At 70.6% G+C, this 23,415-nt stretch carries 22 protein-coding genes and 2 tRNA genes; 16 read left to right on the forward strand and 8 right to left on the reverse strand.

Features of this window, described 5'->3' with window-relative positions; all coding sequences use genetic code 11:
* The first annotated feature begins 26 nt into the window (after nucleotides 1-26).
* From ACFVWW_RS13635 to ACFVWW_RS13650, 4 genes are all read left to right on the forward strand, one after another.
* On the forward strand, nucleotides 27-1,139 hold the full coding sequence (locus ACFVWW_RS13635) for an SDR family oxidoreductase (RefSeq protein WP_384183958.1): 1,113 nt from the start codon (nucleotides 27-29) through the stop codon (nucleotides 1,137-1,139).
* A gap of 93 nt (nucleotides 1,140-1,232) precedes the next feature.
* A complete protein-coding gene (locus ACFVWW_RS13640) occupies nucleotides 1,233-1,691 on the forward strand; it encodes a molybdenum cofactor biosynthesis protein MoaE (RefSeq protein ID WP_384183961.1) in 459 nt (152 codons plus the stop codon).
* A 121-nt stretch (nucleotides 1,692-1,812) separates the two neighbouring features.
* Entirely contained in the window at nucleotides 1,813-1,983 is a 171-nt protein-coding gene (locus ACFVWW_RS13645; protein ID WP_384183964.1) for a hypothetical protein, read from the forward strand.
* 103 nt (nucleotides 1,984-2,086) lie between these two features.
* The gene (locus tag ACFVWW_RS13650; protein WP_384183966.1) at nucleotides 2,087-3,175 is read left to right on the forward strand and encodes a PDZ domain-containing protein; all 1,089 of its coding nucleotides are present in this window, start codon (nucleotides 2,087-2,089) and stop codon (nucleotides 3,173-3,175) included.
* A gap of 89 nt (nucleotides 3,176-3,264) precedes the next feature.
* Here ACFVWW_RS13650 and ACFVWW_RS13655 read toward each other — a convergent pair whose 3' ends face one another.
* Nucleotides 3,265-3,822, reverse strand: coding sequence for a PPA1309 family protein (locus tag ACFVWW_RS13655; protein ID WP_384183968.1), 558 nt, complete (start codon nucleotides 3,820-3,822; stop codon nucleotides 3,265-3,267).
* 149 nt (nucleotides 3,823-3,971) lie between these two features.
* On the opposite strand from ACFVWW_RS13655, the gene ACFVWW_RS13660 reads away from it, so the two are divergent.
* From ACFVWW_RS13660 to ACFVWW_RS13675, 4 genes are all read left to right on the forward strand, one after another.
* Complete coding sequence (locus ACFVWW_RS13660; protein WP_384184219.1) at nucleotides 3,972-6,878, forward strand: UPF0182 family protein; 2,907 nt, start codon at nucleotides 3,972-3,974, stop codon at nucleotides 6,876-6,878.
* 42 nt (nucleotides 6,879-6,920) lie between these two features.
* Nucleotides 6,921-6,994, forward strand: a tRNA-Met gene (locus ACFVWW_RS13665).
* 198 nt (nucleotides 6,995-7,192) lie between these two features.
* Entirely contained in the window at nucleotides 7,193-9,127 is a 1,935-nt protein-coding gene (locus ACFVWW_RS13670) for a tetratricopeptide repeat protein (protein ID WP_386878377.1), read from the forward strand.
* Between the two features lie 78 nt (nucleotides 9,128-9,205).
* Nucleotides 9,206-9,279 (forward strand) — tRNA-Met (locus ACFVWW_RS13675).
* Nucleotides 9,280-9,380: 101 nt separating this feature from the next.
* Here ACFVWW_RS13675 and ACFVWW_RS13680 read toward each other — a convergent pair.
* Nucleotides 9,381-9,797, reverse strand: a complete 417-nt coding sequence (locus ACFVWW_RS13680; protein ID WP_384183974.1) for a Fur family transcriptional regulator — start codon at nucleotides 9,795-9,797, stop codon at nucleotides 9,381-9,383.
* A gap of 146 nt (nucleotides 9,798-9,943) precedes the next feature.
* On the opposite strand from ACFVWW_RS13680, the gene ACFVWW_RS13685 reads away from it, so the two are divergent.
* Nucleotides 9,944-11,395 (forward strand): catalase, encoded by a 1,452-nt coding sequence (locus ACFVWW_RS13685; RefSeq protein ID WP_384183977.1) that lies wholly within the window; start codon nucleotides 9,944-9,946, stop codon nucleotides 11,393-11,395.
* 117 nt (nucleotides 11,396-11,512) lie between these two features.
* Here the strand turns inward: ACFVWW_RS13685 and ACFVWW_RS13690 are convergent, their stop codons facing one another.
* The gene (locus ACFVWW_RS13690) at nucleotides 11,513-11,914 is read right to left on the reverse strand and encodes a cyclic nucleotide-binding/CBS domain-containing protein (RefSeq protein WP_384183979.1); all 402 of its coding nucleotides are present in this window, start codon (nucleotides 11,912-11,914) and stop codon (nucleotides 11,513-11,515) included.
* A gap of 272 nt (nucleotides 11,915-12,186) precedes the next feature.
* The gene (gene hisN, locus ACFVWW_RS13695; protein WP_384183982.1) at nucleotides 12,187-12,987 is read right to left on the reverse strand and encodes a histidinol-phosphatase; all 801 of its coding nucleotides are present in this window, start codon (nucleotides 12,985-12,987) and stop codon (nucleotides 12,187-12,189) included.
* A 132-nt stretch (nucleotides 12,988-13,119) separates the two neighbouring features.
* On the opposite strand from hisN, the gene ACFVWW_RS13700 reads away from it, so the two are divergent.
* A complete protein-coding gene (locus ACFVWW_RS13700) occupies nucleotides 13,120-13,851 on the forward strand; it encodes a TetR/AcrR family transcriptional regulator (RefSeq protein WP_386878376.1) in 732 nt (243 codons plus the stop codon).
* Here ACFVWW_RS13700 and ACFVWW_RS13705 read toward each other — a convergent pair.
* The 4 genes from ACFVWW_RS13705 to ACFVWW_RS13720 form a co-directional block, all read right to left on the reverse strand.
* Nucleotides 13,817-14,140, reverse strand: coding sequence for a DMT family transporter (locus ACFVWW_RS13705; RefSeq protein ID WP_383914664.1), 324 nt, complete (start codon nucleotides 14,138-14,140; stop codon nucleotides 13,817-13,819). The genes ACFVWW_RS13700 and ACFVWW_RS13705 overlap by 35 nt on opposite strands.
* Nucleotides 14,141-14,251: 111 nt before the next feature.
* Entirely contained in the window at nucleotides 14,252-15,262 is a 1,011-nt protein-coding gene (gene rsgA / locus ACFVWW_RS13710; protein WP_384336393.1) for a ribosome small subunit-dependent GTPase A, read from the reverse strand.
* A gap of 4 nt (nucleotides 15,263-15,266) precedes the next feature.
* The gene (gene aroA, locus ACFVWW_RS13715) at nucleotides 15,267-16,628 is read right to left on the reverse strand and encodes a 3-phosphoshikimate 1-carboxyvinyltransferase (protein ID WP_384183989.1); all 1,362 of its coding nucleotides are present in this window, start codon (nucleotides 16,626-16,628) and stop codon (nucleotides 15,267-15,269) included.
* Between the two features lie 145 nt (nucleotides 16,629-16,773).
* Nucleotides 16,774-17,496, reverse strand: a complete 723-nt coding sequence (locus ACFVWW_RS13720; RefSeq protein ID WP_384183991.1) for a M50 family metallopeptidase — start codon at nucleotides 17,494-17,496, stop codon at nucleotides 16,774-16,776.
* Nucleotides 17,497-17,545: 49 nt separating this feature from the next.
* Between ACFVWW_RS13720 and ACFVWW_RS13725 the strand changes: the two genes are divergently transcribed.
* The 6 genes from ACFVWW_RS13725 (at nucleotide 17,546) to ACFVWW_RS13750 (ending at nucleotide 23,351) form a co-directional block, all read left to right on the forward strand.
* Complete coding sequence (locus tag ACFVWW_RS13725) at nucleotides 17,546-18,361, forward strand: SOS response-associated peptidase (RefSeq protein ID WP_384183993.1); 816 nt, start codon at nucleotides 17,546-17,548, stop codon at nucleotides 18,359-18,361.
* 92 nt (nucleotides 18,362-18,453) lie between these two features.
* On the forward strand, nucleotides 18,454-19,101 hold the full coding sequence (locus tag ACFVWW_RS13730; protein WP_386878495.1) for an alpha/beta family hydrolase: 648 nt from the start codon (nucleotides 18,454-18,456) through the stop codon (nucleotides 19,099-19,101).
* Nucleotides 19,102-19,384: 283 nt separating this feature from the next.
* Nucleotides 19,385-20,041 (forward strand): sigma-70 family RNA polymerase sigma factor, encoded by a 657-nt coding sequence (locus ACFVWW_RS13735; RefSeq protein WP_384183996.1) that lies wholly within the window; start codon nucleotides 19,385-19,387, stop codon nucleotides 20,039-20,041.
* Nucleotides 20,038-20,358: a mycothiol system anti-sigma-R factor gene (gene rsrA, locus ACFVWW_RS13740; protein ID WP_384183999.1), complete on the forward strand. Its 321-nt coding sequence runs from the start codon at nucleotides 20,038-20,040 to the stop codon at nucleotides 20,356-20,358. Before ACFVWW_RS13735 ends, rsrA begins: the two co-directional genes overlap by 4 nt.
* A 276-nt stretch (nucleotides 20,359-20,634) precedes the next feature.
* Nucleotides 20,635-22,065, forward strand: a complete 1,431-nt coding sequence (locus ACFVWW_RS13745) for an HD-GYP domain-containing protein (protein WP_386878375.1) — start codon at nucleotides 20,635-20,637, stop codon at nucleotides 22,063-22,065.
* On the forward strand, nucleotides 22,062-23,351 hold the full coding sequence (locus tag ACFVWW_RS13750) for an HD-GYP domain-containing protein (RefSeq protein ID WP_386878374.1): 1,290 nt from the start codon (nucleotides 22,062-22,064) through the stop codon (nucleotides 23,349-23,351). Before ACFVWW_RS13745 ends, ACFVWW_RS13750 begins: the two co-directional genes overlap by 4 nt.
* The last annotated feature ends 64 nt before the right edge of the window (nucleotides 23,352-23,415 follow it).

Raw genomic sequence — 23,415 nt, forward strand, 5'->3', positions numbered from 1 at the left:
CTGAAGACAACCGCTGGAGACGCCCGGTGAGTTCCCCAGATCCGCAGGTTCGCGCAGCGCGAAACCGCTCAACCCCGACCCCGTCCCGCGGCCCCGTCGTCGCAATCACCGGCGCCGCCTCCGGCGTCGGTGACCTGCTCACCCGGCGCCTGGCCGCGTCCGAGGAGATCAAGCAGGTCATCGCCATCGACGAGCGCCGAGGAGAGGTCTCCGAGGCGCAGTGGCACATCCTCGACGTCCGCGATCCGGCCATCGCGGAGAAGTTGCGCGGCGCGGACGTCGTGGTACATCTGGCGCTCGATCTCGACCTGGAGACCGACGCCGCCGCCCGAACGGCGTACAACGTGCGCGGCACCCAGACCGTGCTCACGGCGGCCGCCGCCGCGGGTGTCCACCGGGTGGTGCTGTGCACCTCGGCCATGGTCTACGGCGCGCTTCCCGACAACGACATCCCGCTCTCCGAGGACGCCGAGCTGCGCGCGACCGCCGAGGCCACCGGCGTCGGCGATCTGCTGGAGATCGAGCGCCTGGGCCGCCGCGCGCCCCGCGCGCACCCCGGGCTCAATGTGACGGTCGTACGGCCCGCCGTGCTCGTCGGCGGTACGGACACCGCCCTCACCCGCTACTTCGAGTCACCGCGGCTGCTCGTCGTCGCCGGATCCCGCCCCACCTGGCAGTTCTGCCATGTCGAAGACCTGGTCAGCGCGCTGGAGTACGCCGCGCTCGAAAAGGTGGACGGGGAGTTCGCGGTCGGCTGCGACGGCTGGCTGGAGCAGGAGGAGGTCGAGGAGCTGAGCTCCATCCGTCGGATGGAACTGCCCTCCGCGGTGGCTCTGGGGGCCGCTGCCCGGCTGCACCGGATCGGCCTCACCCCCTCGCCGGCCGGTGATCTCGCCTACACCATGCATCCCTGGGTGGTCAGCGTCAGCCGGCTGCACGACGCGGGCTGGCGGCCGCAGTGGACCAACGAGGAGGTCCTCACCGCTCTCCTGGCGGAGGTGGAGGGCCGCCACACCGTCGCGGGCCGCCGGCTCGGCCGCAAGGACGCCACCGCGGCCGGCGCGGCGGGCGCCACCGTGGCGCTGCTCGGTACGGCCGCGCTGGTACGGCGGGCCCGCAAGGCACGGCGCCGCCTCTAGGCCGGACAGGACCTAGGACGCTCCGAGGCGGCACGCCCCTCCTGGTGAAAGCGTTGTTCCGCGATGCCGGTGCCGTACGGCACGATGGACCGCATGGCGAGCACGCGTTCCCACCCGGGCGAGCAGACGGCGCAGGACCCCATCCGGCTGCTGGCGATCCGTGACACCCCGCTGACGGTCGACGAGGTCTTCCGTGCGGTCGGGGACGACGCGGCGGGCGGCACCGCTCTCTTCGTCGGCACGGTGCGTAACCACGACGGGGGTGCGGATGTCGACACCCTCGGCTACTCCAGCCATCCGTCGGCCGAGGCCGAGCTGCGCCGCGTCGCGGAGAAGGTCGTCGCCGGCCATCCGGTGCGCGCTCTGGCGGCCGTCCACCGTGTGGGTGATCTGGCGGTGGGAGATCTGGCGGTCGTCGTCGCGGTCTCCTGTCCGCACCGGGCAGAGGCGTTCGACGCCTGCCGTCAGCTGATCGACGACCTCAAGCACGAGGTCCCGATCTGGAAGCACCAGAAATTCTCCGACGGCACCGAGGAGTGGGTCGGCGCGTAGCACCTCCCCGAGGGGTGGTGAGCGGCGTCGCCGATTTGCGTAACTGCCCCCCGGCCAGCAGCGTTGGTTTCGCAGATGGCTCATCTGCTGATCGGTCAGTTGCTGTGAGTTGGAGGTCAAAATGGCCGCTCTCGCCTGGTTGTTGATTCCGCTGTTCGCCGCGATAGGCGCGGCGATATGGGGGAGCTGGGTCCAGAGAAACCGCACCATAGGTGACATAGCCGAGCTCAACGGCTACACCCGCTTCCGTGACGCCATGGAGAAGGCGGACTCCGGTTCGGACGCCGCCTGACGCGGCCGCCGACCGTACGCAGTCGCCACGCCCGCCCGCACGGAGCCCCCGTACGGACCGGCCCCAGGGGTGCACTGACAGACCCTTCCCGTACTGTCGTTCCATGCCACGCCGCACCGCGACGATGCTCGCTTCCACCCTCGTCCTCATCGCGCTGCTCTGCGCAGGCGTGCTGATCAAAGTTCCGTATTCGGAGATGAGCCCGGGGCCGACGGTGAACACGCTCGGTGACGCGGGCGGCGAACCGGTCCTGCAGATCTCGGGCCGCAAGACGTACCCGACGTCGGGCCATCTCAATATGACGACGGTCAGGGTCACCGGTGCGGACTACCGGATGAACATCGTCGAGGCGGTCTACGGCTGGCTGGCCCACGACAACGTGGTGGTGCCGCACGACACGCTGTACCCGGACGGCAAGACGGAAGAGCAGTCCACGCAGGAGAACGCGGAGGAGTTCAGCCAGTCCCAGGAGAGCGCCAAGGTCGCCGCCCTGAAGGAGCTGGACATCCCGGTGACGTCACGCGTCATCGTCTCCTCCGTCCTCAAGGACGGCGCCGCCGAGGGCACGCTGCACGCCGGGGATGTCATCAGGGCCGTGGACGGATCGCCGGTCCGGCAGCCGGAGGACGTCGCCAAGCTCGTCACCCGGCACAAGCCCGGCGAGGACGTCGTCTTCACCATCGCCCCGGCCGCGGACGCGAAGGCGGCGGAGAAGGCCGGCAAGGAGCCCGAGGGCACCAAGAAGATCACCATCACCACGCAGAAGGCCGACGAGGGCGACCGGGCGGTCGTCGGCATCCGGGCCGGGACCGACCACACCTTCCCGTTCACGGTCGACATCAAGCTGGCCGACGTGGGCGGTCCGAGCGCCGGGCTGATGTTCGCCCTCGGCATCGTCGACAAGCTCACGCCCGGCGCTCTGACGGGCGGCACCTTCGTCGCCGGTACGGGCACGATCGACGACAAGGGAGCGGTCGGCCCGATCGGCGGCATCGAGATGAAGCTCGTCGGCGCGCGCAGTGCGGGTGCCACGTACTTCCTCACCCCGAACGACAACTGCGCCGCCGCGGCCTCGGACATCCCCAAGGGCCTCACCCTGGTCAGGGTCAAGACCATCGAGGACGCCACGAAGTCGCTGGACAAGATCCGCGCCGGGAACACGGCCGGCCTGCCGAGCTGTTCGGCAAAGTGACCGGCCGCGTATCCGCGGGAGGCGGGGAGCCTGGCGGGGAGCCGCTCCGGGAGCCGTACTGATCCTGGAGCCGTACTGATCCGGAAGGGCTACGCCTCGAAGGTCGAGGAGAGGGCCTCGGCCAGCCCCGGGACCAGACCGGAGCCGGTGAGGACCTCGCTGGGCGAGTCCTTCTCGCGCAGCCGCAGCGCCGACTCCCTGGCGCCGTCACGCAGCACCGCCACCGTCATCCGCACCTCCTGACGCTCCGGGTGGGCGGCGACCCACGCGGCGAGCCCCGAGTCGTCGAGACCGTCCGGTACGGACGCCTCCGCGGACGGCGGGAGCATCAGCCGCTCCACCGTCATCGCGCAGCCCGCCACCGCCCCGGGCCATGCGATGGTGCCGAGAAACTCGTCCAGCGGGGTGCCGGAGGGGATCTCGTCCTGCTCGATAGGGGTGAGCGGGGCGACCGCCCCGCCGTCGTCGAGACCCAGCTGGGCCGCGAGCTCCGGTTCGTCGATGCGCAGCCGCGCGGTGTCGACGAGCGCGAAGAGCCGGGCCGGCTGGTCCCAGCCGAGCCCCGACGCGTACTCGTCGATTTCGAGCACCGCGCGGGTCAGCGGGCTCGCGGCCATGGGTGTGCCTGAGGGAGAAACGTTGGACATGCTCAATATCCTGCCTCCTTCGGACCCGAGTGCGGGAACTAGGTAAAGCCTCAGTAAGTTGCATCAGTGGGCCCTACGATCGCGGGGCCGCTTTATACAGGCTGAAACACACGACCGCGAACTTCGAGGTGCGCACGTTGGCTTTCCAGATGCCGGACCGCGGCGGAGGCCCGACCGGGCCACGGATCAGAGTGGGCCGCCCGTCTCGGCGCGTCCGGACCCTGCTCATGACGTTGGGCGTGCTGGCCGTGCTGGCCATGCTGTTCGTCATGTTCGCCGGGTTCTGGACCGACTGGCTCTGGTACCGCTCGGTGAAGTACTCATCGGTATTCACCACCACCCTGTGGACCAAGGTCGGACTGTTCGCGGTCTTCGGGCTGCTGATGGCCACCGCGGTCGGGGTGAACATCTGGCTGGCGCATCGGCTGCGGCCGCCGCTGAGCGCGATGTCGATGGAGCAGCAGAACCTCGACCGGTACCGGATGGGGATCGCGCCCTACAAGAAGTGGGTGCTCCTCGGGATCACCGCCCTGGTCGGGCTGATCGCCGGAGCCTCCGCCGCCGGCCAGTGGCGCACCTGGCTGATGTGGGTGAACGGGGTGGCCTTCGGCCAGAAGGACCCCCAGTTCAAGATGGACGTGTCGTTCTACGCGTTCGATCTGCCCTGGTACCGCTTCCTGCTGGCCTTCGGCTTCGCGGCCGCCGTGCTCTCGCTGATCGCCGCCGCGCTGACCCACTACCTGTACGGCGGGCTGCGCGTCACCAGCCCGGGCGCGCGGGCGACGGGCGCGGCCACCGGCCACCTCTCGGTGCTGATCGGTGTCTTCGTCTCGCTCAAGGCCGTGGCCTACTGGCTCGACCGGTACGGCCTGGCCGTGAAGTCGAGTGACTTCAAGGCGGCGGGCAACTGGACCGGACTGCGGTACGTCGACGCCAACGCCTACCTCCCGGCGAAGACGATCCTCTTCTGCATCGCCGTCATCTGCGCCGTGCTGTTCTTCGCGACGCTCTGGCGCCGCACGTGGCAGCTGCCGGTGATCGGCTTCGGCCTGATGGTGCTGTCGGCGATCCTCATCGGCGGTCTCTACCCGGCGATCGTGCAGAAGTTCCAGGTCCAGCCGAACGAGCAGGCCAAGGAAGCGCCGTACATCAAGAAGAACATCAATGCCACGCGCGAGGCGTACGGCATCGATGACGCCGATGTGCAGGACTACAAGGGCAAGGGCGACCCGGACAAGAAGGCCGAGCAGCGCAAGGCGGCGGACTCCGCCGCCAGTTACCGGCTGGTCGACCCCAATGTGGTCTCGCCCGCGTTCCAGCAGCTCCAGCAGGAGCGCAAGTACTACCAGTTCCCCGCCACGCTGGACGTCGACCGGTACACCGGCCCCGACGGCAAGCCGCAGGACACGGTGGTCGGTCTGCGCGAGCTGAACATCACCGGTATCCCCAAGCGCAACTGGATCAACGACCACTTCACGTACACCCATGGGTACGGCGTGATCGCGTCCAAGGGCACGAACACGGTGACGGACGAGAACGACGGCACCATCGGCGCTCCCGACTTCACCGAGTCCGGTCTGCCGACGACCGGACAGCTCGGCAAGTACGAGCAGCGGATCTACTACGGGGAGAAGACCGAGCAGTACTCGATCGTGGGCGGGCCGCAGAAGGAGCTCGACTACGAGAAGAACGGCGAGGAGACGACGAGTTACCGGGGCAAGAGCGGTGTCGACCTCTCCAACCCGGTGAACCGCGCCGCGTACGCCGTGGCCTTCAGCGAGCCCCAGATGCTCTACTCCGGCGCCATCGGCGACGGTTCGCGGATTCTCTACAACCGCACGCCCAAGGAGCGCGTCGAGGCGGTCGCGCCCTGGCTGACCATCGACGGCGACGCCTATCCCGCCGTGGTCGACGGCCGCATCCAGTGGATCATCGACGCGTACACCACGACGAACGGCTATCCCTACGCGTCCCGTACGACCCTGGGCGACACCACGGCCGACTCGCTGACCGACAATCAGCGCGCGGTCGTCGCGCAGCAGAACCAGGTCAACTACATCCGGAACTCGGTGAAGGCCACCGTCGACGCCTATGACGGCACGGTCGAGCTGTACCAGTGGGACACCAAGGACCCGGTGCTCAAGACCTGGATGAAGGCCTTCCCCGACACGGTGAAGGCGAAGGGCGACATCAAGCCCGAGCTGCTGGCCCATCTGCGCTACCCGCAGGACATGTTCAAGGTGCAGCGCGAGCTGCTCACCCGCTACCACGTCACGGACCCCGCGCAGTTCTACAGCGGCAGTGACGCGTGGCAGGTGCCGGACGACCCGACCAACAAGGACAGCAGTGCGGTCCCGCCGTACTACCTGAGCCTCAGGATGCCGGGCCAGACGGATCAGCGATTCTCCCTGACGACGACCTTCACGCCCAACGGGCGCCCCAACCTGGGTGCGTTCATGGCGGTGGACGCCGACGCCAACAGCACGGACTACGGCACGATCAGGGTCCTGAGAGTGACCTCCACCGTGCAGGGTCCGCAGCAGGTGCAGAGCGAGCTGAACGGTGTGCCGGAGGTCGCCGAGTTCGTCAGGAACCTGAGAGGCACCGACTCGGACATCGAGTACGGCAACCTGCTCACGGTGCCGGTCGACGGGGGCTTCCTGTACATCGAGCCGGTGTACGCGCGAGGCGGCAGCGCGAACTATCCGCTGCTGAAGAAGGTGGCCGTCTCGTACGGCGGCAAGCCGGTGTTCAAGGACACCCTGGGCGAGGCGCTGAACGCGGTGTTCGGGGCGGAGAGCGCCGAGCCGCCACCGACGACCCAGCCACCGCCGGGTGACACCACGAAGCCGCCCGCCACCGGCGACAAGGCGCTCAAGCAGGCCATCGCGGACGCCCAGAAGGCGTACGACGACGGTGAGGCGGCGCTGCAGAAGCAGGACTGGACGGCGTACGGGAAGGCCCAGCAGGCCCTTCAGGACGCCCTCCAGCGAGCCGCGGAGGCGGACTCCGGCTCCGGGGCGGCCGACGGGAACGGCGGCGGCGACAGCAGCTGAGCAGGCATCACCCCGCGTCGTGGTACGGTTGGGACACAACGACGCGGGGTGGAGCAGCTCGGTAGCTCGCTGGGCTCATAACCCAGAGGTCGCAGGTTCAAATCCTGTCCCCGCTACGCGAAGTCAAAGGCCCGGATCCTTCTGGATCCGGGCCTTTGCGCTGTGTTCTGTACGAACTGTGTTTCAGGCCGGGTGAGTTGACCCCGAGTGTGTTTGGCTTGTCTCTCTGTGGGCATGTCGACAAAACGCTGAAGCTACCACGGTGCGATATACCAGCTGTACGTGGGTGGCAGGTGGTGCGACGATGGGGTTTTATGGGGGATAAGGCAACTCTGTTGGAGACAGGGCGGTTTGTGCAACGGCAGTCGGATGGCATCGCGGAGTCCATGAGTGCGACGGGTGCGCTGCGCGCCGTCGACACGGAGGAGACCGCCGACGCCGAGGCCGAGGCGCGCCACCGGCGCGCCGCCGACGCCGGCGACACCGCTTCGATGAGCGTGCTCGGCGCCCTGCTACTGCGCCGCGGCGACCTCGACGCCGCCGAGCCCTATCTGCGTGCCGCGACCGCCGAGGGTGAGCGCGCCGCCGCCAACAACCTGGGTGTCCTCCTCCACCAGCGCGGCTACCCGGACGAGGCGGCGGGCTGGTGGCGTATCGCCGCCGTCGCCGGGTCCGCGGCCGCCGCCCACGCGCTGGGCCGCCACCACCGCGAGCTGGGCGACGAGCCGGGCGCCGAGTACTGGCTGCGCCAGTCCGCCGAGCAGGGACACGCGCTCGGCGCCTATGCCCTCGCCGACCTGCTGGAGCACCGCAGCGACGTCGGGGCCGAGCGCTGGCTGCGCGCCGCGGCCGAGCAGGGCCACCGTGAGGCGGCGTACCGGCTCGCCCGCACGCTGGAGCGCCGGGCCCGCGAGACGTCCCGCTCCGGCGCCGACATGGTCTACAACAGCGGTACGGGCCCGCCTGCCCCGGGCGCCCGCCGGGCGGACGCGCGCCGGCCGGCGGCCTCGGCCGACAGCGCCGCTCCCACCGGCTCCTCGCTGATCGGTGAGGCCGCGCAGTGGTACCGGCAGGCCGCCGCGCGTGGCCACCGCCGGGCCGCGCTGCACCTCGGCGCGATCCTGGAGAAGCGCGGTGAGCTCAAGGAAGCGGGCCGCTGGTATCTGAGCTCCGCCAAGGACGGCGAGGCCAGGGCCGCCTGCGCCCTCGGCTTCCTGCTGCGCGACGCCGGCGACGAGGAGAGCGCCGCCATCTGGTGGCTGCGCGCCGCGCAGGACGGCGACGGCAACGCCGCGAACGCCCTCGGCGCGCTCCATGCCGCCCGTGGCGAGCAGCAGAGCGCCGAGCGCTGGTACCGCGCCGCCATGGACGCGGGCGATGTCAACGGCGCGTACAACCTCGGGCTGCTCTGCGCCGCCCAGGACCGTACGGCCCAGGCCGAGCAGTGGTACCGCCACGCCGCCTACGCGGGCCATCGCGAGGCCGCCAACGCGCTCGCGGTCCTGCTGCTGCAGGCCGACGACTCCACCGGCGCCGAGCCCTGGTTCTCCAAGGCCGCGGAGGCGGGCAGCGTGGACGCGGCGTTCAACCTGGGCATCCTGCACGCCGGACGCGACGAGGACCGTACGGCCCTGCGCTGGTACGAGCGCGCCGCCGCGGCGGGACACACGGAGGCGGCCCTCCAGGTGGGCATCGCCTGCCTGCGGGACGGCGACGACCAGTCGGCCGAGCGCCATCTGCGCTGCGCCGCCGGCGGTGGTAGCGCCGAGGCGGCCTTCCGGCTGGCCACCCTGCTCGACTCGCGTCAGCCGCCGCCCGGGCCGCCCGTGCTCGGGGAGCCGCACATCGTGAAGAGCGAGTGCGAGCAGTGGTACGAGCGCGCCGCCGAGCAGGGGCACCGCCGCGCCCAGGTGCGGGTCGGGATGCTGGCCGCCGCGCGCGGGGACATCACCGACGCCGCCCGCTGGTACCGGGAGGCGGCGGAGGCGGGCAGCCGCAACGGCGCCTTCAACCTGGGACTGCTGCTCGCGCGCGAGGGCGGCGAGCGGGAGGCCGCACTGTGGTGGACCCGGGCCGCGCACGACGGACACGGCAGGGCCGCGCTGCGCCTGGCGCTGCTCGCCGCCCGCCGGGGTGAGCTGAGCGAGGGGGAGCGCTGGTGCGCGCGCGCCGTCGAGCTGGGGCCCGCCGAGGTGGCCGAGCGTGCGGCACGGCTGCGTGACGCGCTCCATCAGGAGCTCACGGCGTGACCTCTGAAGGGCCCCTGAGAGCGCCCCGTATATGAATTTGCGCTGGTCGGCGGCGTGACGTAATGTTGCGTTCAACGACGCGGGGTGGAGCAGCTCGGTAGCTCGCTGGGCTCATAACCCAGAGGTCGCAGGTTCAAATCCTGTCCCCGCTACTGACCCGGAGGCCCGGATCTCGAAAGAGATCCGGGCCTCCGGTGTTGTGTGTAGAGCCGCCCCATCGTCATGCGGTGCGGATCGCGCCGGTCGTGCCGGCTCAGGCGGCGGCGCAGTTCGGGCAGGTGCCGCGGTAGGTCACCTCGACGTCCGAGACCGTGAAGCCGAAGCGCTCGCCGTCCGGCAGGTCGGACAGCGGATCGCCGGTGGGATGGACGTCCCGGATGGCGCCGCACTGGGCGCAGACCAGGTGCTGGTGCGGCCGGTGCGCGTTCGGGTCGTAGCGCTTGGCGCGGCGGTCCGTCGACACCTCGATGACCTCACCGAGCGTGACCATCTCACCCAGGGTGTTGTAGACGGTCGCCCGGGAGATCTCCGGAAGTCTGGCGACGGCGCGCGCGTGCACCTCGTCGGCTGTCAGGTGTACGTGGTCCCCGTCGAGGACCTCGGCCACAACACGCCGCTGGGCAGTCATGCGCCAGCCGCGTCCGCGAAGTCGTTCCAACAGGTCACTCATAGGGACCAGCCTAACAGTGAGGGGACTCAGGTCCCGAACGAGTGTGACTTTGGATGTTTGCTTGACTTAGACAAAGTCCATCGTAGGATCGAGATCGGCAAACGCCAAGAGGACAGGACGTCCAGTACATGACGCAGGAGGCGCGCGTGACGCAGGGACCGCTCACCACGGAGGCCGGGGCACCGGTGGCCGACAACCAGAACAGCGAGACCGCGGGCGCCGGTGGTCCCGTTCTGGTCCAGGACCAGGCATTGCTGGAGAAGCTCGCTCACTTCAACCGCGAGCGCATTCCGGAGCGCATCGTCCACGCCCGCGGCGCCGGCGCGTACGGCACGTTCACGCTGACCCGCGACGTCTCGCAGTGGACGCGGGCGAAGTTCCTCTCCGAGGTCGGCAAGCAGACCGAGACGTTCCTGCGGTTCTCCACCGTCGCGGGCAACCTGGGCTCGGCGGACGCGGTCCGTGACCCCCGTGGCTTCGCGCTGAAGTTCTACACCGAAGAGGGCAACTACGACCTCGTCGGCAACAACACCCCGGTGTTCTTCATCAAGGACGCCATCAAGTTCCCGGACTTCATCCACACCCAGAAGCGCGACCCGTACACCGGCTCGCAGGAGGCGGACAACGTCTGGGACTTCTGGGGTCTGTCGCCCGAGTCCACGCACCAGGTGACCTGGCTGTTCGGTGACCGTGGCATCCCGGCGACGCTGCGTCACATGAACGGGTACGGCTCGCACACGTTCCAGTGGAACAACGAGGCCGGCGAGGTCTTCTGGGTCAAGTACCACTTCAAGACCGACCAGGGCATCAAGAACCTCACCACCGACGACGCCAACCGCCTCTCCGGTGTCGACCCGGACTCGCACCAGCGTGACCTGCGCGAGGCCATCGAGCGCGGTGACTTCCCGTCCTGGACCGTGCAGGTGCAGATCATGCCGGCGAGCGAGGCGGCCACGTACCGCTTCAACCCGTTCGACCTGACCAAGGTCTGGCCGCACGAGGACTACCCGCCGATCGAGATCGGCAAGCTGGAGCTCAACCGCAACCCGGAGAACATCTTCGCGGAGGTTGAGCAGTCCATCTTCTCGCCGGCCCACTTCGTGCCGGGCATCGGTCCCTCCCCGGACAAGATGCTGCAGGGCCGTCTCTTCGCGTACGGCGACGCCCACCGCTACCGCGTCGGCATCAACGCCGACCACCTGCCGGTGAACCGTCCGCACGCCACCGAGGCGCGCACCAACAGCCGGGACGGCTACCTGTACGACGGCCGTCACAAGGGCACCAAGAACTACGAGCCGAACAGCTTCGGCGGCCCGTTCCAGACGGACAAGCCGCTGTGGCAGTCGGTTCCGGTCAGCGGTGCCACCGGTAACCACGAGGCCCCGAGCCACGCCGAGGACAACGACTTCGTGCAGGCGGGCAACCTGTACCGGATGCTGTCCGAGGACGAGAAGGGCCGCCTGATCGAGAACCTCGCGCAGTTCATCTCGAAGGTGTCGCGCGACGACATCGCCGAGCGCGCGGTGAACAACTTCCGTCAGGCGGACGGTGACTTCGGCAAGCGACTGGAGACCGCGGTCCAGGCCCTGCGCGGCTGACAGGCTCGCCGAGACGGAAGGGGCCGGGTCCTTCGGGGATCCGGCCCCTTCCGCCGTCGCCGTACGGGAGCCGGCGCGGGCCGACCGGGCTGCCGGAGCGGCGAGGGCCGGGCTGCCTCAGCCGGCCAGCACCGCCGCCTCGCGCCGGTCCGGGGCCCAGCAGCGGATGATGTCGCGTACGGAGACGATGCCGACCGGCTCGCGCTCGTCGAGGACGATCAGATGGCGGAATCCGCCGTGGGACATGGCCGAGGCGGCCTCCTCGAGTGTCCACGCTGGCGCGGCGAAGACGACGTCGGTCGTGGTGTGGGTGCAGGCGGTCTCGGAGTCGGGACTCTGGCCCGCACCGAGCGAGTTGAGGATGTCCCGCTCGGTGAGAATGCCGATGCCGCAGCGGTCGGTGTCGAGGACGACAGCGGCGCCGACGCGGCGTGCCGCCATCAGACGGGCCGCCTGGCGGAGCGTATGCGTGGGCCCGATGGTCAGGACCACCGAGCTCATCGCGTCACGGACGAGCATGGGATGGAGCCACCTCCTCGGTGAACCGTCTCCTGAAGACCCCCGATGACTCCTGACGGCCCCTGAGGGCCGGAGGGAGACCTTGGAGAAACGATTCACAAGTTCACAAGTGGGGGGACTCTCAGAGTGACACCCTTGCGCCCGGTCAACAAGGGGGCGGTAGAGGCTGGGCAGGGGGCGCGCAAAAAACCGACAAACGCTGCACCGGTGCCCCAAACGCCCCTGCCCGGGGCCCGGCGGTGACCCGACCGGTCAGTAGAGGTCGGTAGCGGTCAGTAGCGCTGGTTCAGATAGCCGAGCAGCTCCTCGTGGAGCACGCCGTTCGACGCCGCCGCATTGCCGCTGTGCGGCCCCCGGCGCCCGTCGAGCCCTGTGAAGGTGCCCCCCGCCTCCTGTACGACGATCGCGGTCGCCGCCATGTCCCACAGCGAGAGCTCGGGCTCCGCGCAGATGTCGACCGAGCCCTCGGCGACCATCATGTACGGCCAGAAGTCGCCATAGCCCCGGGTGCGCCAGCAGGCCCTGCTCAGATCGAGGAAGCCGTCCAGCCGCCCCTGCTCCTCCCAGCCGCTCAGTGAGGAGTACGCGAACGACGCGTCCCCGATGCGCGAGACGTCCGAGACCCGCAGCCGGGTCGCCGAGGACAGGCTGCGGCCCGTATAGGCGCCCCCGCCCTTCGCCGCCCACCAGCGACGGCCCAGCGCGGGCGCGGACACCACGCCGACCACCGGCTCGTAACCGCCCTCGGCGGCCACCATGAGCGAGATCAGCGTCGCCCATACGGGCACTCCGCGGACATAGTTCTTGGTGCCGTCGATGGGGTCGATCACCCAGCGGCGCGGGCCTGTGCCCTCGATGCCGTACTCCTCGCCCAGGATCGCGTCGCGTGGCCGCGCCCGCTGGAGGTTGCCACGGATCAGCTCCTCGGCCGCCTTGTCGGCTTCGCTCACCGGAGTCATGTCCGGTTTGGTCTCGACCTTGAGGTCCAGAGCCTTGAACCGGTCCATCGTCGCGGCGTCGGCGGCGTCCGCGAGGACATGGGCGAGACGGAGATCATCGTGGTAGTCGGACATGGTCGTCACAGTATCCACAGCCCAGGGGGACGGGCCACGGGGTCCGCTCCGGCGGGAAGTTGCCGGTAGCCTTGACAGTCCGCGACAGCGCGTCAACTCTGAGTGGAGAGCCGAACGGCCCCGGAGGCGACGATGCCTACAGCGCGTGAAGCCCTGCTCGACGCCGCTCTCTCGGCGCTCACCGACCTGCCCTGGTCCGCCGTCAGGATGGTCGACGTGGCGTCGGCCGCCGGGGTGTCCCGGCAGACCCTCTACAACGAATTCGGCAGCAAGGACGGACTCGCTCGCGCGCTGGTGCGACGCGAGGCCGATGTCTATCTGCACGGCGTGGAGCGACTGCTCGCCGAGTGGGCCGACCCCGCGGACCGGCTGGTGGCCGTCGCCGAGCGGACCGTCCGTGAGGCGCGCGCCCGGCCTCTGCTGCGGGCGCTGCTCACCGGCTGCTGGGGGGAGTGGCTTCCGGCGCCGAGACCCGTGCGGGCCTCGGCCGCGCCGTCCGGTGTCCCGGCGCAGCGCCGGGCCGACGCCGGACCGCTCGCGGCGGCCGAGCTGGTCGCGCTGGTACGGGACAGATCGGCGGCGGCGCTGGATCGGGGCCGTACGGATCACCGCCTTCCCGGTCACAGCCGCGCCGGTCAGGGCAGCGGACGTCAGGGCAGCGCAGGCCAGGTAAGCGCAGGCCAGGGAAGCGCAGCTCACAGCCGTGCCGAGCTGCTCTACCGCTGTGAGCTGGCCATCCGGCTCGCGCTCGCCCATCTGATCGCGCCGGCCGGAGCGTCCGTCGGACCGCTGGTCCGTACGGCCGTCACGGCATCGGTCAACGCGCCGCTCAGTGCGCCGAGCCCGAGAGCTGGAGGCCGATGACTCCGACGATCACCAGCGTGATGGAGATCAGTTTGAGCGTGGACACCACATCGCCGAGAAAGACCATTCCGTAGATCGCGGTGCCGGCCGCGCCGATGCCCGTCCACACCGCGTACGCGGGACCGACGTCGAGCTTCTTCAGGGCGAGCGTCAGCAGACCGAAGCTGCCGAGCGCGAAGCTCGCGAACGCGATCGTCGGCCACAGCCGGGTGAATCCGTGGGAGAGCTTGAGACAGACCGCGAAGCCCGTCTCCAGGATTCCGGCGACCACAACCAGCAGCCACGCCATGGTGAAGGCCCTCCCGCGTCAGTGACTGCTGGGCCGACCGCTTGGTCTCGCCGGTCCCGCTCGGTGCGATTATGCACTTACCAGCGGCGGTGGCCCGCAAACGCCCGCGCCTCAGTCCCCTTCGCGTCGCTCCCGCGTGGCGAGAAGTCGCCGAAGTGAGTAGAGCCGGGCAGGGTCGGCGTGTCCCTCGGCCACCCAGGCGTCGAGCGCGCAGTCCGGTTCGTCGTGGCTGCACGCCCGGGGGCAGCCCTCCGTCCCCGGCACCAGATCGGGGAAGGCGAGGATCACCCGGGACGGATCGACGTGGTGCAGCCCGAAGGAGCGGATACCGGGGGTGTCGATCACCCAGCCCTCGGCCTTCTCCAGCGGCAGGGCCAGCGCCGAGGTGGTGGTGTGCCGGCCGCGGCCCGTGACCGCGTTGACCAGGCCGGTGATACGCCGGCGGTCGTCCGGCACCAGGGCGTTGACCAGTGTCGTCTTGCCGACGCCCGAGTGGCCGACGAAGGCGGTGACCCGCCCTTCGAGATATTCGCGTACCAGGTCCGCCGCATATCCGCTGGCCAGCTCGTCACGCCGGGTGACGACATAGCGGATGCCGAGGGTCCGGTAGGTCTCCAGCAGCTCGTCCGCCGAGGCCAGGTCCGACTTCGTCAGCACCAGCAGCGGTTCGAGCCCCGCGTCGAACGCCGCGACCAGACAGCGGTCGATCAGCCGGGGCCGCGGCTCCGGATCGGCGAGCGCGGTGACTATCGCGAGCTGGTCGGCGTTGGCGACGATCACCCGCTCGTACGGATCGTCGTCGTCGGCCGTCCTGCGCAGCACGGACCGGCGCTTCTCGATCCGTACGATGCGCGCCAGCGTGTCCTTCTTGCCCGACAGATCACCGACCAGGCCGACCTGATCACCCACCACGGCGGCCTTGCGGCCCAGCTCGCGGGCCTTCATCGCCAGCACGACACGGTCGTCGACGAGGCAGGTGAGCCGGCCGCGGTCGACGGTCAGGACCATCCCCTCCGACGCGTCCTCGTGCTTGGGCCGGATATTCGTACGCGGCCGGTTGCCCTTGGGATTGGGGCGGGAGCGGATGTCGTCCTCGTCGGGGTTCTTGCCGTAGCGGCGCATCGCGTCAGGCTCCCGCTCCCGCGAGCATGTCGGCCCACATCCGCGGGAAATCGGGCAGCGTCTTGGCGGTCGTCCCGACGTTCTCGATCTCCACCCCCTTGACGGCGAGACCGATGATCGAGCCCGCCGTCGCCATGCGGTGGTCGTCGTACGTATGGAACACGCCGCCGTGCAGCGGACGCGGGCGGATGTGCAGACCGTCCGCGGTCTCGGTGACATCGCCGCCGAGCTCGTTGATCTCCTTGGTGAGCGCGGCGAGGCGGTCCGTCTCATGGAGCCGCAGATGGGCGACGCCACGCAGCGTGGAGGGCGAGTCGGCGAGGGCGGCCACCGCCGCGATACCGGGCGTCAGCTCCCCGACCTCGCTCAGATCGATGTCGATGCCGTGGATCCGGCCGGTGCCGGTGAAGGTGAGGCTGCTGCCCTCCGCCGTCATCCCGAACTCGCAGGAGCCACCCATCTCGGTGAAGATCTCCCGCAGCGCGTCACCCGGCTGAGTGGTCCGCTCGGGCCAGTCGGGGATCGTCACCCGGCCGCCGGTGACCAGGGCGGCGGCGAGGAACGGCTGCGCGTTGGAGAGATCGGGCTCGACGGTCAGATCGCGGCCGAGCAGCGCGCTGGGGGAGACCCGCCAGACATTCGGCTCCCCGCCGGTCTCGGGCTCGTCGACCTGGGCGCCGACGGCGCGCAGCATGTCGACGGTCATCCGGATGTGCGGCAGCGACGGAAGGGCGGAGCCCACATGCCGTACCTCCACACCCTGGTTGAACCGCGCTCCCGAGAGCAGCAGCGCGGAGACGAACTGGGAGGACGCGGAGGCGTCGATCTCCACCGCGCCGCCGTCCAGCGCGCCACCGCCGTGCACGGTGAGCGGGAGCGAGCCGCGGTTGTCGTCGTCGATCCGGGCGCCGAGGGCGCGCAGGGCGGTGATGACACCGTTCAGCGGGCGCTCGTAGGAGCGGGGGTCGCCGTCGAAGCGGATGGGACCGTCGGCGAGCGTCGCGACGGGCGGCAGGAAGCGCATCACCGTGCCGGCGTTGCCGATATCGGCGGTGGCCGGGCCGTGCAGACCGGAGGGGATCACCCGCCATGCCTCGCCGGTGGCGGCCGGGGCGCCCGCCGCCGCGGAGCTGGAGGACACGGTCTCCTCGATGCCGACGCCCATGGCCCGCAGCGCCTCGGCCATCAGCAGGGTGTCGCGGGAGCGCAGCGGGCGGCGCAGCCAGCCGGGCTCCGCGGCCAGCGCGGCGAGGACCAGACCGCGATTGGTGACCGATTTGGATCCGGGCACGGTGACCGTCGCTTCGACGGCCCCGTTTGCGTAGGGGGCGGGCCAGAGGGCGGGCTGCACGGAGCTTTCGGTCATGGCCCTTACTTTAGTGGTTCTTGACGGACCGGGATCCTGATCAAATACGGAGAAACCGGGGCGTAATCTGAGGGTGCTAACGCGTCAACGGACCTGCGCGGGACCTGCGCGGGATCCGCGCGCGAGCGCGGCGCCCCGCCCGTTACTAGAGGCCGAGCATCCAGCGTCCGCCGCCGATCAGCGAGCAGAGTGAGACGGCGTGGAAGAGGAAGAGCCACATCACCGGCGGAGCGTGCGTCAGCCGCCCGAGCTGGTCCGCGTCCGAGTCCCCGGCGCCGCCGTGCCGGCGCTTGGCCTGTAGCTCGAACGCCGGGCGTACGCCCCCGAGCAGCAGAAACCAGACGGCGGTGTACGCGAACGCCGACTGGACGGCCGGACCGGTCAGCCAGGAGATGAGGAGGAAGGCGGCGCCGGTGACGATCACGGTGAGCGCGCCGTACGCGTTGCGGATCATCACCAGCATCGCGAGCAGCAGCGCCGTCGCCAGCCAGAGCAGCAGGGTGATGTGGTGCGCCGAGAGCAGCCAGGCGCCACCGAGGCCGAGCAGCGGCGGGGCGGTGTAGCCCGCGGCCGCGGTGAGGATCATGCCGAGCCCGGTCGGCTTGCCGCGGCTGACGGTCAGGCCCGAGGTGTCCGAGTGGAGCCGGATCCCGTCCAGCCGGCGCCCTGTGACCAGGGCTATCAGTCCGTGGCCGCCCTCGTGCGCGATGGTGATCGTATTGCGGGAGAGCCGCCAGAGCGGATGCGGTACGACGGCGGCGAGCGCGACGACCGCCGTCACGACCACCAGCCAGTCGTCCGGGGCGGGCTGGGTGCCGAAGACGCGATCCCACAGATCGCCTATCGGGGCGGTGTCGATGATGGCCATTTCTCGGGCGGCTCCTCAGGTGCGGGTGCGTCGTGGCAGTCTGGCACTCATGTGCGGTAGGTATGCGGCGAGCCGGCGGCCCGAAGATCTCCAGGGTCTCTTCGGCGTGGAGAAGTGGGAGCCCGAGGAAACCCTCGCCCCCGACTGGAACGTGGCCCCGACGAAGGAGGTCTACGCGGTTCTGGAGCGTCCTGTGAAAGACGCGGCGGAGCCCACTCCGGTTCGTCAGCTGCGCAAGCTGAAGTGGGGACTCGTGCCGTCCTGGGCGAAGACGCCCGAGGGCGGGGCGCGGATGATCAACGCTCGGGCCGAGACCGTGCACGAGAAGCCGTCGTTCCGCAGGCCCTTCGTCTCGCGGCGCTGCATCGTGCCCGCCGACGGCTATTACGAGTGGGTCACCGGGTCCGACGAGCGGCAGTTGGAGGAGCAGGGGAAGAAGAAGCGGCCCCGCAAGCAGCCCTACTTCGTCCTGCCGGCCGACGGCTCGGTCATGGCCCTGGCCGGACTGTACGAGTTCTGGCGCGACCGGACCCTGCCGGACGACCACCCGGGGGCCTGGTGGGTGACCTGTTCGGTGATCACCACCGAGGCGGAGAAGACGCCCCTGGCGGTGGCCCCGGCCGAGGGCCCCGGATCGCTCGCCGAGATCCATCCGCGGATGCCGCTGATGCTCACCCCCGACCGCTGGGACGCCTGGCTGGACCCGGCCCGTACGGACCCCGAGGAGCTGCGTGAGCTGCTGACCGCGCCGCCGGCCGGGCTGATGCGGGCGTATCCGGTCACGACGGCGGTGAGCAACGTCCGCAACAACGGTCCCGAGCTGCTGGAGGAGCTGGCCGCTCCCGAGGAGAGCACGCTCTTCTGAAGACGCGGCGGGGCGCGCTCCCCGCCGCCGGGCATCCCGCGCGGCAGGATGCCCTTGTGACAAGCAGGACAACGAACAGCGAGGCGGCGAGCATGCCGGAGCAGGAGACCGTCGGGACACCTGCCGGAGATGCCCGCATCACCTGGCACTCCGCGCAGCGCCCGCGGCTCGTCCTTGCCCTCAGCCATGGCGCGGGCGGCGGGATCGAGGCCCGCGACCTCCAGGCCCTCGCCACGGCGCTGCCCGCGCATGGGATCACCGTCGCCCTGGTGGAGCAGCCCTGGCGGGTGGCGGGCAAGAGACTGGCGCCCGCGCCCAAGACCCTCGACACCGGCTGGCGGGCGCTGTGGCCCGCGCTGGAGCGGCCAGGACAGCCGGTCGTCGCCGGAGGCCGCAGCGCCGGGGCGCGCGTGGCCTGCCGCACGGCGCGCGAGCTGGGCGCATACGCCGTACTGGCGCTGAGCTTCCCGCTGCACCCGCCGGGCAAGCCGGAGAAGTCCCGGGCCGCGGAGCTGCTGGAATCCGGGGTGCCCACCCTGGTCGTCCAGGGCGGAAACGATCCCTTCGGAAAGCCCGCCGAGTACCCCGGGGGCGCGTACGAACTCCTGGAGGTGCCGTACGGCGATCATGGTTTCGCCGTACCGAAAAGGGCGCCCCTCTCCCAGGACGAGGCCCTGACTCTGCTCACCGAAGGTGTGCTGACCTGGCTCGACGCGCTGGACAGAGCCGACAGGGGCTGAAGGGAATGCCGAGTGCGGGGTCACTGTTGTGACGAACATCGGTAGACCAGAGCTTGGAGAGGGAGTCCGTCGTATGGGTTCGACCATCTGCCCGCGCCGCTCAGACGCCACTGACCTGGAGTGGACGGTGCTTTCCGCGGCGAAGACCGCTTCCGTTCGGGCGGCCGGCGATACGGACCCGCAGGCCTCGGCGCAGCTGAACCGACAGGCCGCGACACCACAAGGTCGACTATTCTCCGATTCGAGTGGGTCCGCATTCGGACTCGCCACAGCGTTGGAGGAGGTGGGTCCGGTCACTGGGACCGACGGAGCGACCGACGACGGCCACATCGAAGAGACCACTGCCGAGCGCAATGCCCGCTTCGAGCGGGACGCGCTGGGCTACCTCGACCAGATGTACTCGGCCGCGCTGCGCATGACGCGCAATCCGGCCGACGCCGAGGACCTCGTGCAGGAGACCTATGCCAAGGCGTATGCCTCCTTCCACCAGTTCCGTGAGGGCACCAACCTCAAGGCCTGGATGTACCGCATCCTCACCAATACGTTCATCAACTCGTACCGCAAGAAGCAGCGTGAACCTCAGCGCAGTGCCGCCGAGGAGATCGAGGACTGGCAGCTGGCGCGCGCCGAGTCGCACATGTCGACCGGTCTGCGCTCGGCCGAGTCGCAGGCGCTCGACCATCTCCCGGACTCCGATGTGAAGTCCGCGCTGCAGGCGATCCCCGAGGAGTTCCGCATCGCCGTGTATCTCGCCGATGTCGAGGGCTTTGCGTACAAGGAGATCGCGGACATCATGGGAACACCCATCGGTACGGTGATGTCGCGACTCCACCGTGGCCGCCGCCAGTTGCGCGGCATGCTGGAGGACTACGCCCGTGACCGCGGGCTCGTCCCGGCGGGTGTCGGAGAGTCGGACGATCGGAAAGGTTCGGACTCATGAGCTGCGGAGAGCCGCATGAGACGGATTGCGCCGAGGTTCTCGACCACCTCTACGAGTTCCTCGACCATGAGATGCCCGACAGCGACTGCACCAAGTTCGAGGTGCACTTCGAGGAGTGCTCCCCCTGCCTGGAGAAGTACGGCCTTGAGCAGGCCGTGAAGAAGCTGGTCAAGCGGTGCTGCGGGCAGGACGACGTACCGAGCGACCTGCGGGCCAAGGTCATGGGCCGGATCGACCTGATCAGGTCGGGACAGACCGTCCCCGACCACGAGGTGTCGACGGCGGGCGCGGATCTGCCGGGCGTCGCCAAGGAGTAGGGCCTCGTTCACGGGGTCGAACACGCGGTCGAACGTAAGATCGAACCGCTGTCGAGGGCGTGCCGCGCATCGCGTGGCACGCCCCACGTATGTCTCCGCGTATGTCTCCGTGCCGGCGCGGAAATGTTCCCGCCGGGATCCCGCCCGGCCCCCGCCGGCGCGGAAAGCGGCACTGTCACCCGAAGGTGCTAATCGGTTCCGTCCGGACGCCCTCGGCCGCCCAACTCGCTAGCCTGACGCTCTTGTTTGGGCCGGGCCGAGGAGGGGCGGGGACGGGTGAGGGCCATACCGGGTGCGGCGCGCGTGTACATCCTGGTCGTCGCGCTCTGCGCCGCCGCCTGTGTCCGGCCGGCGCTGCGCCCCGAGACCCCCTGGCGGGCCGTCGTCCTCCTGGCGGCGCTGTACGCGTTCTGCGAGATGGCCGCCCGCTGCCCCGTGCCGCGGCGATCGGCGGCCGGTTCCTCGCCGGTCGGCGCCGGATCGTTCCTTCCCGTCCTGCTCGCCGCGGCCCTGCTGCTGCCGCCCGCCGCGGCCGCGCTGGCCGCCGTACCGGGCGCCCTCCTCGGCCGGGTCGAGCAGCGCCCGAAGAGCGCGCGGCGGATCTGGCGCACCGCGCAGCTCACCGTCGCCACCTGGGCGGCTGCGCGGGCGCAGGTGGTCTTCGGCGGGCCCGTGGCGCTCGGCGGCGGCGGGTACGGGCTCACGACGCCCGACTTCCCGTACGTCCTGCTGCCCGCGGGCGCCGCGGCCCTCGCCTTCTGCCTGGTGCTGTCCGCGCTCGACGGCGGCATCCTCGCCACCGCCGAGCGGCTGCCGCTGCGCACCGCCTGGCACGGGCTGCTGTCGCGCTCGCTCGCCCCGCACGGCGCGTACGGGCTCGCCGGGCTGATGATGGCGGTCCTCTGGCGCAGTCCGTACGGGCCGCTCGCGGCGCTCTTCGTCCTGCTGCCCATGTACATCTCCAGCTGGGTCTTCGCCCAGTACCACCGTGAGCGCGCCGCCCACCAGGCCACCATCAGGGCGCTCGTCCAGGCCGTCGACATCAAGGACACGTACACCCGGGGCCACAGCGAGCGGGTGGGGCGCGCTTCCGTGCTGATCGCCCACGAGATGGGGATGGAGCGGGAGCGGATCGAGGTGCTCCGCTTCGCCGGGATCCTGCACGACGTCGGCAAACTCGGCGTCCCCACCCGGGTGCTGCGCAAGGACGGCCCGCTGACGCCCGAGGAGCGCCGGGTGATCGAGCTGCATCCCGAGTACGGGCACGAGATGGTGCGCGGCATCGGGTTTCTGGGGGAGGCGCGGGGGGCCATCCTGCACCACCACGAGCGGCTGGACGGCAGCGGTTATCCCTACGGTCTCGCCGGGCGCCAGATCCCCGAGTTCGCCCGGGTGGTGGCCGTGGCCGACGCCTTCGACGCGATGACCTCGACCCGGTCGTACCGGCGGGGGCGGCCGGTGCCCACGGCGGTGGCGGAGCTGGAGCGGTGCGCCGGGACGCAGTTCGACCCGGAGATGGTGCGGGCGCTGGTGCGGGCCCTGGACCGGCACGGCTGGCAGACGGCGGTCACGGCGGACGAGGAGACCAGGACACCGCCGTCCCCGCCCCCGAGCGGAAACGTCCCGCCCGGAAACGTCCCGCCCGGAAAGGTCCCGCCCGCGCGGCCCCCGGCCGGCCGCCGCACCCCCGAGGGCGGTCAGCGATGACGGCGGCCGCGGCCCCGGTGGTGCCCGGCCGGCGCCACCCGGTGTCCCGCACCGTCGTCGGGGTGTACGCCGCCGCCGGGCTGCTGGCCGCCGCCGGTCTCGGCTGGTCGCTGTGGCACGGCCTCGCCGAACCCCGTATCGCGCTCGCCTTCGGGGTGGTCATCGCGATCGGCGAGCTGGCCCGCTGGGGCGCACTGCCCGGGGAGCGCGAACCCGCGCCGCTCGGGGCCGCCGGAGCGCTCGCGTACGCCCTGCTCGGGGAGCACGCCGGGCGGCCGACCACCCACGGCGTGCTCCAGACCGTCGCCGTCGCCTTCGCGGCCGCGCTCGCCGGAGCCGTACCGCATGTCGCCAGGAGGTGCCGGCCCGCGCTCGACCACCTGGCGAGGCGGGTCCTCAGCGTCGGCTTCGCGGCCGTCTGTTTCCAGCCGCTCTACAACGCGGGCGAGCTGCGGGACCGGTTCGTCGAGGGTCCTTTCTACGCGATCCTGCTGATCCTGCTGCTGGTGCTCACCGCGCTCTGCGACGCCGTCCTGGCCGCGCTGATGCTGCGCGCCCGCACCCGCCATCCCTTCGGCCCCCTGCTCCGCGACGAGCTGCGGGCCCTGCTGCACATCGGCTCCGCCGTGTGCGCCACCGGCGCTGTCATCGCGCTCGGGGTCGCCGTCGCGGGACTGTGGGCGCTGCCGGTCTTCTGCGTACCGCTGCTGCTGACCCAGCTGTCCTTCCGGCGGTACGCCGCGGTGCGGACGACCTACCGGCAGACGATCGCCTCGCTCGCGCGTGCCACCGAGATCGCCGGGTACACCCCCCACGGACACGCCCGCAGGGTCGCGGAACTCAGCCGGGCCGTAGGCCGTGAGCTGGGGCTTTCCGGCCCCGAACTGACCGTTCTGGAGTACGCCGCCTTGATGCACGACATCGGACAGCTGTCCCTCGTCGACCCGGTGCCCGAGGGCGCCACCGCCCTGCTGCCGGTCGCCGACCAGCGGCGCATCGCCCTGCTCGGCGGCGCCGTGGTCCGCCAGACCGGGGTGCCCGCCGCCGTCGCGGTGGTGGTGGAACGGCAGGCGGATCCGTACCGCGAGCAGCCGCTGTCCGCCCGGATTGTCCGCGCCGTCAATGCGTACGACGATCTGACCGGGGAAAGTGCCAGTGCGAGTGGCCCGCTCAGCGCGCTGGAGCGACTGCGGCTGGGGACCGGGCACGACTACCAGCCTGAGGTGGTGGAATCCCTGGCACGGGTGCTGTCCCGGGGCGGTCCGGCCGCTGGTGAGGCCGGGTAACCCATGGGTAATGAGCGGGCGTCCGACCCGGCATGGTTGGATGCGAAGAAGAGGGTGTCGAAGA

This window comes from Streptomyces sp. NPDC058198, assembly GCF_042882605.1.
GTDB lineage: Bacteria > Actinomycetota > Actinomycetes > Streptomycetales > Streptomycetaceae > Streptomyces.